The organism is Streptomyces sp. NPDC102279 (assembly GCF_044766365.1).
GTDB lineage: Bacteria > Actinomycetota > Actinomycetes > Streptomycetales > Streptomycetaceae > Streptomyces.
The window spans coordinates 553312-565243 of sequence record NZ_JBIWLU010000005.1 but is presented as its reverse complement, the minus strand read 5'-3'; the positions used below and the strand labels follow the sequence as shown (position 1 = coordinate 565243).

Annotated in this window: 10 protein-coding genes and 1 riboswitch; of the genes, 1 reads left to right on the top strand and 9 read right to left on the bottom strand. The window is 70.8% G+C overall.

Annotation, left to right across the window (positions count from 1 at the left end):
* Positions 1-245 precede the first annotated feature (245 nt).
* From ACIRQH_RS15330 to ACIRQH_RS15295, 8 genes are all read right to left on the bottom strand, one after another.
* Positions 246-1640, bottom strand: a complete 1395-nt coding sequence (locus tag ACIRQH_RS15330; protein ID WP_358817571.1) for an NAD(P)/FAD-dependent oxidoreductase — start codon at positions 1638-1640, stop codon at positions 246-248.
* Positions 1641-2071: 431 nt separating this feature from the next.
* Positions 2072-3013, bottom strand: coding sequence for an exopolyphosphatase (locus ACIRQH_RS15325; protein WP_388874357.1), 942 nt, complete (start codon positions 3011-3013; stop codon positions 2072-2074).
* Complete coding sequence (locus ACIRQH_RS15320) at positions 3010-3567, bottom strand: DUF501 domain-containing protein (protein WP_388874360.1); 558 nt, start codon at positions 3565-3567, stop codon at positions 3010-3012. The genes ACIRQH_RS15325 and ACIRQH_RS15320 overlap by 4 nt, the downstream gene beginning before the upstream one ends.
* 40 nt (positions 3568-3607) lie before the next feature.
* On the bottom strand, positions 3608-4084 hold the full coding sequence (locus ACIRQH_RS15315; RefSeq protein ID WP_356172253.1) for a septum formation initiator family protein: 477 nt from the start codon (positions 4082-4084) through the stop codon (positions 3608-3610).
* A 158-nt stretch (positions 4085-4242) separates the two neighbouring features.
* Positions 4243-5529, bottom strand: coding sequence for a phosphopyruvate hydratase (gene eno, locus ACIRQH_RS15310; protein WP_358817568.1), 1287 nt, complete (start codon positions 5527-5529; stop codon positions 4243-4245).
* Positions 5530-5881: 352 nt separating this feature from the next.
* A complete protein-coding gene (locus tag ACIRQH_RS15305; RefSeq protein WP_388874366.1) occupies positions 5882-6580 on the bottom strand; it encodes a transglycosylase family protein in 699 nt (232 codons plus the stop codon).
* Between the two features lie 4 nt (positions 6581-6584).
* Positions 6585-6775, bottom strand: a riboswitch (cyclic di-AMP (ydaO/yuaA leader).
* 183 nt (positions 6776-6958) lie between these two features.
* The gene (locus ACIRQH_RS15300) at positions 6959-7927 is read right to left on the bottom strand and encodes a transglycosylase family protein (protein WP_404226095.1); all 969 of its coding nucleotides are present in this window, start codon (positions 7925-7927) and stop codon (positions 6959-6961) included.
* Between the two features lie 260 nt (positions 7928-8187).
* Positions 8188-9459, bottom strand: coding sequence for a cytochrome P450 (locus ACIRQH_RS15295; protein ID WP_388874372.1), 1272 nt, complete (start codon positions 9457-9459; stop codon positions 8188-8190).
* 156 nt (positions 9460-9615) lie between these two features.
* Here ACIRQH_RS15295 and ACIRQH_RS15290 point away from each other — a divergent pair, with 156 nt between their 5' ends.
* Positions 9616-10821 (top strand): globin domain-containing protein, encoded by a 1206-nt coding sequence (locus ACIRQH_RS15290; RefSeq protein ID WP_404226093.1) that lies wholly within the window; start codon positions 9616-9618, stop codon positions 10819-10821.
* A gap of 12 nt (positions 10822-10833) precedes the next feature.
* On the opposite strand, the gene ACIRQH_RS15285 is transcribed toward ACIRQH_RS15290, so the two are convergent.
* Entirely contained in the window at positions 10834-11865 is a 1032-nt protein-coding gene (locus ACIRQH_RS15285; protein WP_404226091.1) for a nucleoside triphosphate pyrophosphohydrolase, read from the bottom strand.
* Positions 11866-11932: the final 67 nt, after the last annotated feature.

Sequence of the window (11932 nt, the reverse complement as noted above, 5' to 3'; positions counted from 1 at the left end):
CTCCCGAACGCTCCGACACCACGTAAACACCTACCCGCCCCTCGCGCAGTCCCCTCCACGCGTCACGGGTTGGCAAAATACGTGTACGCACCATGCTTTCTGTGCCGGTTCGCCCGCGCTGTCCTCCCCGGCCCCGGCTCCGGCCCCGGCGACCCTCCCGCGGGAACGCCGAAGGGGCCGCCCGCACCACGGATGGCGGGCGGCCCCTTCGGGGCGTTCGGTGACCGGAGGTCAGGAGGCCTCGGTCAGGAGGCCTTGGCCTTCTCCTCGGACTTGGCGGCGGACGCCGGGGCGGCGGCGGCCGGAGCCGGCTTGGCGGCCTCGTAGAACTCCTCGCGCGGCGTCTCCATGGCGCCGAGGGAGACCACCTCGCGCTTGAGGAACATGGCCAGCGTCCAGTCCGCGAAGACGCGGATCTTGCGGTTCCAGGTCGGCATGGCCAGACCGTGGTAGCCACGGTGCATGTACCAGGCGAGACGGCCCTTGAGCTTGATCTTCATCTTGCCCATGACGATCATCGCGACGCCCTTGTGGAGGCCGAGACCGGCCACCGCACCCTTGTTGGAGTGCGCGTACTCCTTCTGCGGGAAGCCCCGCATGCCGGAGACCACGTTGTCGCCGAGGACCTTCGCCTGACGCAGCGCGTGCTGAGCGTTCGGCGGGCACCAGGCGTTCTCGACGCCGGCCTTGCGGGCGGCCATGTCCGGCACCTGGGCGTTGTCGCCCGCTGCCCAGATGTAGTCCGTGCCCTGCACCTGGAGGGTGGTCCCGGTGTCCACGTGGCCGCGCGGACCGAGGGGCAGACCGAAGCGGGAGAGAACGGGGTTCGGCTTGACGCCGGCCGTCCACACGATGGTGTTGGAGTCGACCTCGAGGCCGTTCTTCAGCACCACGTGGCCGTCGACGCAGGAGTCCATGGAGGTGGAGAGGTAGATCTCCACACCGCGGCTCTCCAGGTGCTCCTTGCCGTACTGACCGAGCTTCGGACCGACCTCGGGGAGGATCTTGTCCGCGGCGTCGACGAGGATGAAGCGCATGTCCTCGCGGGAGACGCTGCTGTAGTACTTGGCCGCGTCGCGGGCCATGTCCTCGACCTCGCCGATCGTCTCGGCGCCGGCGAAACCGCCGCCCACGAAGACGAAGGTCAGCGCCTTGCGGCGGACGTCCTCGTCCGTGGTGGAGTCGGCCTTGTCGAGCTGCTCGAGGACGTGGTTGCGCAGGCCGATGGCCTCCTCGATGCCCTTCATACCGATGCCCTGCTCGGCGAGGCCGGGGATCGGGAAGGTGCGGGAGACCGCGCCCATCGCGATGACCAGGTAGTCGAAGGGCAGCTCGTACGCCTCGCCCACGAGGGGGGCGATCGTGGCTACCTTGCGGTCCTGGTCGATGGTGGTGACCCGGCCGGTGAGGACCTCCGCCTTCGGCAGCACGCGTCGCAGCGGGACGACGACGTGCCGAGGGGAGATGCTGCCGGCGGCGGCTTCGGGGAGGAAGGGCTGGTAGGTCATGTACGACCGGGGGTCGACGACCGTGACGGTCGCCTCTCCGTAGCGCATCTTCTTGAGAATGCGCCGAGCTGCGTACAGGCCTACGTACCCACCGCCTACTACGAGGATCCTGGGACGCTCCGTGGTGCTCATGCCATCGAGTATCCACCCGGTCATGGGGGGTCGCTCGTGCGCCCCTTCACAAGCTTGGGCGGGTGCTCTGCTACACTGCGCGGCCCACATGGGCGAGGTCATGGTCCGCGAGGGCGACCGGCGTACGGTTCGTACCCTTGTCAACACCGCGTGAGCTGCACTCCGACCCGTTCGACCCAGGGGACAACTCCCCTGTTTCACCGGCCGGAAACGTGCCCGCAACGCTCCGTCGAAGTCACTCCGGAGGCGACCCGACCCCACCCGGAGGCCCAACCGGCCCCTTCCACGCCCAGCAGGGGTTTTTTCCTTGTGAAGAACTTCACGAACTTTCTCGGCGAGGTTCCTCCGAGGGGCCCTCCGGACCCCCTAGGACCCGCTCATACGCTAGCCGACCTGCTCAGCCGAGGCTACTGATCGGTAATAAAGGAGACCTAGGCCACCGACCACGCGATGCCGTCGAGGATGTCGTGCTCGCTCACGACGACCTCCCGGGAGCCGGTGCGCTCCATGATCGACAGCAGCACGAGGGCGCCCGCGCCGATCACGTCGACGCGCCCCGGATGCATGGAGGGGACCGCCGCGCGCTCGGCGTGGGTGGAGCGCAGCAGCCACTCGGTGATCTCGCGGACCCGCTCGACGGGGATCCGCGAGTGGTGGATGGCCGCGGGGTCGTAGGCGGGCAGCTCCTGCGCGATCGCCGAGACCGTGGTGACCGAGCCCGCCAGGCCGACGAGCGTGCGCGCCTCGCGCAGCGGGACGGTCTCGGCGGCGAGGTCGAGGGCCGCCTCGATGTCGGCGCGCATGGCCGCGATCTGCTCGGCGGTGGGCGGGTCGGTGACGCCGCCGTCCCGTACGAGGTGCCGCTCCGTCATCCGTACGCAGCCGACGTCCACGGAGCGCGCCGCGCGCACCGCGTCGGCGCCGACCACGAACTCCGTCGAACCGCCGCCGATGTCCACGACCAGGTAGGGCTTGGCGAGGTCGTCGCTGCCCTTCAGCTCCAGGGTCGCGCCGGTGAAGGAGAACTCCGCTTCCTGGTCCCCGCTGATGACCTCGGGCTCGACGCCGAGGATGTCGAGGACGCCGCGTACGAAGTCGTCGCGGTTCTCGGCGTCCCGGGAGGCGGACGTGGCCACGAAGCGGAGCCGCTCGGCGCCGTGCTCCTTGATGACCCGGGCGTACTCGCGGCACGCGGCGAACGTCCGCTCCAGTGCCTCCGGCGCGAGCCGTCCCGTCCGGTCGACGCCCTGGCCGAGCCGGACGATGGTCATCCGGCGGTCGAGGTCGACGAGTTCCCCGGTCCGCGGGTCCGCGTCGGCGACCAGCAGCCGGATCGAGTTCGTACCGCAGTCGACGGCTGCGACGCGGGTCACCGGCCGGCCTCGTCGACGGGCTGCGCGGGCTCCGTGGTGCCGGGGACCGTCACGCACGCCCCCTTGCGCCACCACTCCGGCAGCATCGCGATGGTCTCGTCGCCGAGCGGGTTCACGCCCGGTCCCGCGGCCAGTGAGTGGGCGGCCAGGACGTGCAGGCACTTCACCCGGTCCGGCATGCCGCCCGCGCTCGGGAAGCCCGCCAGGACCTCGATGGCGTCACGGCGCGCGATGTAGTCCTCGTGGGCGGCGCGGTAGGCGGCGGCCAGCTCGGGGTCGGTCGCCAGCCGTTCCGTCATCTCCTTCATGACCCCGTTGGCCTCCAGCGTCCCGATCGCGGACGCGGCCCGCGGGCACGTCAGGTAGTACGTGGTCGGGAAGGGCGTGCCGTCGGGGAGGCGGGGCGCCGTCTCCACCACGTCGGGCTGACCGCAGGGGCAGCGGTGCGCGATCGCGCGCAGCCCGCGCGGCGGCCGGCCGAGCTGCTGCTTGAAGGCCTCGACGTCGGCGTCGGTGGGCTCGGTGCGCGGGGTGGTCGGCGGTGGCGTTTCCATGCCGTGAGTCACGTGTCTTTCTGGTCAGTTCAGGGGTTCGTCACTGGTCGGCGGCGTCGGACTTGTCCACGCCGTCCCAGACGTTGGTGTACCAGGGGCGGTCGGCGGCACCCTGGCCGGCGCGGGCCTGCTTCGCCGCGTCCGGGTCGACCACGACGTAGCCGGTCTCGCCGGGCATCACGTAGTGCAGCCGCTGCCGGATCTGCTGCTCGGCGTACGCGTCGTCCTGCCAGCGCGCCTTCAGGTCGCGCAGCTGCTCGACCCGTTGACGGGCCTGCTCCTGACGGTGCTCCAGGTCGGCGACCTCGGCACGCTGGGAGACGTACTGCCGCATGGGATAGGCGAGCGCGACGATCAGGGAGCACAGGACGAGTGCGAGGAGCGCGGCCCGGCCGGTGAGCCGGGAGCGGCGGGCCTGCCGTTTGGTCTGGGAGCGGTAGACCCGGGCCGCCGTCTGCTCGCCGAGCAGCTTGAGCCTGGTCGAGGTGGAGAACCGGTCCCGGTCCTTCACGGCCATGAGTCCCGCCTCCCCAGTACCGGCCCGCCGTGGTGCGGGCCCGTCACGTGCGTACGTCCCCGCACACGGTACGGGACCGAGTACGGGGACGTACGTACGACGCTTCCCAAGCAAGTGGTGCTCAGCCCTAGAAGCGGGGAACCGCCGAGCGCAGTGTGTCAGCCCTTGAAGCGGGGAAATGCGCTGCGGCCGGCGTACACCGCGGCGTCGTCGAGGATCTCCTCGATGCGCAGCAGCTGGTTGTACTTGGCGACACGGTCCGAGCGGGCCGGGGCGCCGGTCTTGATCTGGCCGCAGTTCACGGCGACCGCGAGGTCGGCGATGGTGACGTCCTCGGTCTCGCCGGAGCGGTGGGACATCATGCACTTGAAGCCGTTGCGCTGGGCCAGCTCGACGGCGTCCAGGGTCTCGGTCAGCGAACCGATCTGGTTGACCTTGACGAGCAGGGCGTTGGCGGAGCCCTCCTCGATGCCGCGGGCCAGGCGCTCCGGGTTGGTGACGAAGAGGTCGTCGCCGACGATCTGGACCTTGTCGCCCAGCTTGTCGGTGATGACCTTCCAGCCGGCCCAGTCGTCCTCGTACAGCGGGTCCTCGATGGAGACGAGCGGGTACGCGGAGACGAGCTCCTCGTAGTACTCCGTCATCTCGGCGGCCGAGCGGGACTTGCCCTCGAACTCGTACTTGCCGTCCTTGTAGAACTCGGACGCGGCGACGTCGAGCGCGAGACCGATCTGCTCACCGGGGATGTAACCGGCCTGCTTGATGGCCTCGACGATGAGGTCGAGGGCGGCGCGGTTGGACTCCAGGTTCGGGGCGAAGCCGCCCTCGTCGCCGAGACCGGTCGACAGGCCCTTGGTCTTCAGCACCTTCTTGAGGGTGTGGTAGACCTCGGCGCCCCAGCGCAGGGCCTCGGAGAAGGACTCCGCGCCGATCGGGGCGATCATGAACTCCTGGATGTCCACGTTCGAGTCGGCGTGCGACCCGCCGTTCAGGATGTTCATCATCGGAACGGGCAGCAGGTGCGCGTTCGGGCCGCCCAGGTAACGGAAGAGCGGCAGGTCGGACGCCTCGGAGGCGGCGTGCGCGACGGCGAGCGAGACGCCGAGGATGGCGTTGGCGCCGAGCGAGCCCTTGTTGTCGGTGGCGTCCAGGTCGAACATGGCCTGGTCGATCAGGCGCTGCTCGGTGGCGTCGTAGCCGACGAGCTCCGGGCCGATCTGCTCGATGACGGCGAGGACGGCCTTCTCGACACCCTTGCCGTGGTAGCGGTTGGGGTCACCGTCGCGGAGCTCGATGGCCTCGAAGGCACCGGTGGAGGCGCCGGACGGAACGGCGGCACGACCCGTGCTGCCGTCGTCGAGGCCGACCTCGACCTCGACCGTGGGGTTGCCTCGGGAGTCCAGGATTTCCCGGGCTACGACGACGTCGATGGACGGCACGAGCATCTCCTTCTGGGATGTGACGCGGGTACGCAGGGCTTGGCGAGTCCCTAGTCCTGCGGGATGAGCCTAACCGGCCCAGGGGGATCGGCCAGCCGATCGACCATCCCTTGGGCAGAACTCACGGTACATATTGTTCCCGATCGGAACAAAAAAAGAAATGAAAAACCCCGCTCCGGCGCGTACGGGGGAACACGCGCCGGAGCGGGGAGTCCGTGGGGACGGGGACCCTCGGTGGGGATCAGGCCCGGAGAGCGGGCCCGCGAGGGGGCCGTCCCGCAGCCGGGCGGAGCCGCGGGGCCGGGTCGTGGTCGCCGTCCGCCGAGGGCGACCACGTCCGGCCGGTGTGCGGCCTCGCTCAGCGGAGGTGCAGCTGCTGGCCCGGGAAGATGAAGTCGGCGTCGTCCACGATGTCGTGGTTCAGCTTGAACAGCTTCTGCCAGCCGCCCTTGACGTGCTTCTTCTCGGCGATCGAGCTGAGGGTGTCGCCCTTGACGACCTTGTACTCGCCGTCACCCTTCTTGACCTTCTTGCCGGTCGGGGTGGTGACGGTCTTCTTGGCGGCCGGGCGCTCCTGCGAACGGGAGGCGGGCTGCTCCGACGTACGGGTGTCCGAGCCGGCGGACGCCGAGGAGCCGGAGGAGGTCGAGGGGGTCGAGGGGGTGGAGCTGCCACCGCTGTACGCGGCGCTCGACAGGCCGGTGCCGCAGGTCGGCCAGGCACCCTTGCCCTGCGCGGCGAGGACCTTCTCGCCGACGGTGATCTGCTGCGACTTCGAGGCCTGGTCGGCGGTGGAGGCGTAGGCGGTACCGCCGTACGCGGCCCAGGTGGAGGACGAGAACTGCAGGCCGCCGTAGTAACCGTTGCCGGTGTTGATCGACCAGTTGCCGCCGGACTCGCACTGGGCGACGGCGTCCCACTCGGAGCCGGTCGCGGCGGAGGCGTTGCCCGCGGCCATCAGCGGGGCGGCGATGGCGACACCGGTGACACCGGCGAGCGTGGCGACACGGGTGGCCTTGTTCGGGCGGCGGTGCTTGCCCTTGCTGGAAAACAGCATCGAGTGATCCCCTCACCGACGCCTGCGAGGTGAGCTGTCGGGTTCGGGCCGGTTGAGTTGCCCGGCCGCACGTCCCGGTCCCGTCTCGGGACCACGGCGCGCGGCTTTACCCCAAGCCGTCCCCGGGTGTCTCTCAACTCCCGGTCACGGCACTTACCTTGGGTCCCCCGCTCCTGCCTACGGCGCTTGACGCGACGACTGTTCCCGTACGGCCGCTGGCAGGATTCGGCGTTGCGACCGTCGGGGCCCGCTGTGGCGAGCGGTCACGACCGTAAGCAGTCGATCGCCTGATTTTCAAAGACGATCAGGGCTTCTGAGACTCATGTCTCACTCGCACCAAACCGGACATTCCCCAGCGAACCATGACGCGAACTCCCGCTACTTTTCGACCGTTTCGCTATCAACAGCAAGGCTCTGACCGGGAAGGATGAGGTCGGGATCGATGCCCACGGTCTTCTCGTTCGCGGCGTACAGGTCGGCCCATCCGCCCGTGACGTCAAGGTCGTCGGCGATCGTCCAGAGGCTGTCGCCGGCGCGCACGACGTAGGTGTCGTCGCCGGCGTCGCGCGCGTCGTCCGAGCCGCGCGAGGCGTGCCGTCCGGACGCGCTGTCCGTACGGCCGTCGGTGGCGGCGTCCGTCGCGTCCTCGTCGGCGCTGCCACGGTGCCGCCCGGGCGCGGCGGACGCGTCCCCGGAGGCCTCCGAAGAGGTGCCGCTCCGACCGGACTTGTCCGACTTGCCCGACTTGGATGCATCGGCCGTCGCCTTGTCCGAGCTGTCCGCGTCCTGCGAGTCGCCGGACTTCGCGGTGTTCTCGGTCACCTCCGGCGAGGCGGTGTCACTCGAACCGGATGAATCCGACGATCTCGACGATTCAGTCGAAGGGGAGGAACTGGGCGACGTGGACAGGCCACTCGAACCGGAGTCGCCCGCGTCGTCACCCATGCCCGTGTCGACGTCGACCTCGGCCGAACTCTTGCTGAGCCCGGAGAGCGGTCCGCAGGTCGGCCAGGCGACGAGGCCCTGACTGTCGAGCACCTTCTCGGCGACGGCTATCTGCTGCGAGCGGCTGGCCTGGTCGGGGCTCTGGGCGTACTCGCGACCGCCGTACCGCTCCCAGTTGTCCTGGGTCAGCTGGAGTCCGCCGTAGTACCCGTTGCCGTTGTCGGCGCTCCACGCGCCGCCGCTCTCGCACTCGGCCACCCGGTCCCAGGTGGTCCCGTCGGCCGCGCTCGCGCTCGACGCCCCGAGGAGCGGGATCGCGATGGCCGACCCGGCCACCCCTGCGGCGACGATGAGAGCCGGGGCCTGACGGGGGCGCCGGTGACGGCCGTTCCCGGAGAGCATGCGGAAGCCTTTCGCGTGACAACGGGGTGACTACGGCACCTACGACGAAGTGACGATCGCCGGGGCCGCATTGATGGGTGAACGTATATGGACTCGAACGCTTGTCACAAGTCGATGCAGCGCAGATCACGTGAAGATCACAGATATGACGGCGTGTCAGTTGACGGCGCCCGTCGAGGCGGTCGGCCGGACGCCCTCCCGGCACCCGCGGGGACACCTCCGACACGGCCGGCGTGCTCCCCGGATGAACCGGTTCCGGACTATCCGACCGGGGTGAACTCCACAGGAAGCGTCCGCAATCCGCGCATAATGAGCCCGCCACGCCACCGCAAATCGGCCGAATCTCCGGCGAGTTGGAGGTCGGGGAGCCGGGTGAGGAGGGTGGCGAGCGCGGTCTGCCCCTCCAGGCGGGCGAGCGGCGCGCCCACGCAGTAGTGGATGCCGTGGCCGTAGCCGAGGTGCTGATTGTCACGCCGGGACAGATCGAGGGTGTCCGGCTGCTCGAAGCGCTCGGGGTCGCGGTCCGCCGCGGCGAGGACGACGAGCACGGGGTCGCCGGCGGCGATGTCCTGGCCGCCGATCCGCACGTCCTCGGTCGCGAACCGCCAGGTGGCCAGCTCCACGGGCCCGTCGTAGCGCAGGAGTTCCTCCACCCCCGTCTCCAGCAGGTCGCTCTCCCCGGCCGCGAGGGAGGCCTGGAGCCGGGCCCGCTGCTCGGGGTGGGTCAGCAGGGCGTACAGCCCGTTCCCGATCAGGTTGACCGTCGTCTCGAATCCCGCGAAGAGCAGGATGAAGGCCATGGCGGCGGCCTCGTTCTCCGTGAGGTGCTCGCCGTGGTCGGAGGCGCGGATCAGTGCGGAGATGAGGTCCTCGTCGGGCGCCGCTTCGACGGTCAGCGCCTCGCGCTTGCGGTGGATCAGCTCGGCGAGATATCCGCGCATCTTCTTGACGGACCGGGCGACCCCGCCCCGCGGACCGCCGCCGTGCCGGATCATCATCCCCGCCCAGTCCCGGAAGTCGTCCTGGTCCTCGCGGGGGACACCGAGCATGTCGCAGATGGCGTAGATGGGGAGCGGGAACGCGAACTCGTGGATGAGGTCCGCCGACCCCTTCTCCGCGAACCGTCCGATGAGGTCGTCCGTCAACTCCTGCACCCGCGAGGAGAACTCGGCGACGCGCCGGGGGGTGAACGCCTTGCTGACGAGCCGGCGCAGCCGCGTGTGGTCCGGCGGGTCGATGTTCAGCAGATGCGTCATCAGCTCGGCCTTGCGCTCCCCCGGGATCCCCGTCCTGCCCTTCGCGTGCGCGGACTCGTCGTGGTGCGCGGGGTTCTTGGACAGCCGCTGGTCGGCGAGGGTCTGCCGGGCGTCGGCGTACCGCGTGACGAGCCAGGCCTCCACCCCGCTGGGCAGCCGCGTCCGGTGCACGGGCGCGTGCTCCCTGAGCCAGGCGTACGCCGGGTAGGGATCGGTGGCGAACTCCCAGGTGAAGAGTTCGGGGGCGGGGCTCGCGGGGGTCTCGTGCTCGGTCACTCCCCGACGGTATCCGCCGAGGGCCGCAACGCAGGGGCGGGCCCGTGCGTGGGGGCCGCGTGCGGGGGCGGGGAAGCACTCGTCAGGTTCGCCCGGGGCTGTCCGTATATCGGAGGCTGTTTGACTCGGCCGCTCGGCAGCTCCCACATTCACGCAGTGGACCCCGAAATACTCAAGTCCAGCTTCGCGGTCGTGGAGCGGCGGGCCGAGTTCGCCGTCAAGTACTTCTACGCGCACCTGTTCCGGCACAACCCGGAGCTGCGCGAGCTGTTTCCGACTGACTTCCCGGAGGACATGGAGCGGCAGCGGGACCGGCTGTTCGCGGCGCTCACCTTCGTCATGGACCGGCTCGAAGACCCGGAACTGCCCACCTACTTACGCGATCTCGGGCGGGACCACCGCAAGTACCTGGCCCAGCCGGACCACTACGCGGCGGTGGGAGCGAGCCTGATCGCGGCGTTCGCGGCCGTCGCCGGATCGGCCTGGAGCGGCGAGGCCGAGAAGGCCTGGTCGGAGGCGTACGGGGCGATCGCGAACATCATGCTCCAGGGCGCCTGGGAGGCCCAGCACCAGGGCGAGCCCGGCTGGTGGGACGCGGAGATCGTCGCCCGCACCCGGCACGGCGACGACCTCGTGGTCCTCACCCTGCGGCCACGGCAGCGCCTCACCTACGCCGCCGGCCAGTACGTCAGCGTCAACATGTCGCATCTGCCGGGCATCTGGCGCCCCTACTCCCTCGCCAACGCACCCCGGCCCGACCGCACCCTCGACCTGCACGTCAGCCGGGTCGAGGGCGGGGTGCTCTCCACCGCTCTCGTCCGCCAGACCCGCGTGGGCGACGTCCTGCGGCTCGGCGCACCCGGCGGCGGCCTCACCCTGCGGACCCCGGCGGACCGGCCACTGACCCTCATCGCGGCCGGCACCGGCTGGGCGCCGGTGAAGGCCCTGCTGGAACAGCTCGAACCCGCCCACGAGGCCCGCCTGTTCCTCGTCGCCCGCGACATCGCGTACCTCTACGACCAGCCCTCCGTGGACCACCTGCGGGCCCGGCTTCCACGGCTCACCGTCACCCACATCACCCCCGCGCCCGGCCGCCCCAAGGCCCAGGCGACCGAACGGCTGCTGACCGCGCTGGGCAACCGGGCCGGCTGGACCCGGCACGACGTCTACCTCGCGGGGCCGCCGGACCTCGTCGAGGAGGTCGCCGACACGCTGCCCTCACTCGGCACACCGGACGGCCGGCTCTTCCACGACGTGCTGCCGCCGACCGGCGGGAGCCGTCCGCTGGGCCCGGCGGAATGGCTCCTCGACCGCCCGCGGCCGAGCTGGCACAACCCGACCGGCCGCGCCCCGGGAGTCTGAACCCCCGGCCCGTCAGGCGTCTTCCTGCTCGTCCTCCTGCTCCTCCGCCGGGGCCGCTGCCCGCTCCCGCGCGAGGATCGCGTCCCGGTACGCACGGGCCGCCGCCCGCAGCGCCGCCTCCGGATCCACTCCCCCGGCCTCGGCACGCGCCGCCAGGGACAGCAACTCGTACCCCACGCCCTCGCCCACGGGGAGCGGCACGTCGAGGCCCGCCGTGCGCACCCGGGACGACAGCTTCGCCGCCAGGGCCAGGCCCGGCTGGCCGAGCGGGACGCCCTCGGTGACGGAGGTGCGCCGCTTCTCCTCCGCCTTGGTGCGCAGCCAGTGCTCCTTGACCTCCTCGGGCGTCGTCGCCGTCGCGTCGCCGAAGACATGGGGGTGACGGTGGATCAGCTTGGCGACGATGCCGCCCGCGACGTCGTCGATCGAGAAGGGCGCGTCCTCGTCCTCCTCGGCGATGCGGGCGTGGAAGACGACCTGGAGGAGCACGTCGCCCAGCTCCTCGCGCAGCTCGTCCCGGTCGCCGTCCTCGATGGCCTCGACGAGTTCGTACGCCTCCTCGATGCCGTACTTCGCCAGGCCCTCGTGGGTCTGGCGGGACGACCAGGGGCACTCGATGCGGATGCGGTCCATCACCTGGACCAGGTCGAGGAGACGGGCGCCCGGCAGGTCGTACGAGGCGGGGAGCAGCTCCAGGTCCGGCATCCGCACCCGGCCGGAGCCGGCCAGCCGGGCCAGGCCGTCGGTGAGCCGGGGCTCGCCCTCGCCGGTGGCGACGACGACCAGGGACCGGCCGCCCGCGCAGGCGTCGAGGAGGTCCTCGGCGGCCGGGGACACCTCCTCCACGCTGATGCCCGCCTCGCGCAGATACGGCACCTGGGGATGCGCGCCGTCGGCGCACAGCACCCGGTCCGCGCCGTGCAGCGCCTGCCAGGCGGGCCACGACAGCAGTCCGGGAGCGACCCGGTGGCTGGTGGTGAGCAGGACGATACGGCCGGGATCGGTGGCGGTGGGGCCGCCCTCGGAGCTGCTGGTTGCGTTCACCCCCCGAACGTAACCCACGCCGCCGACGGCCCCGGAAGTTGTCCACAGGCCTGCCCGGGGGCCGGTG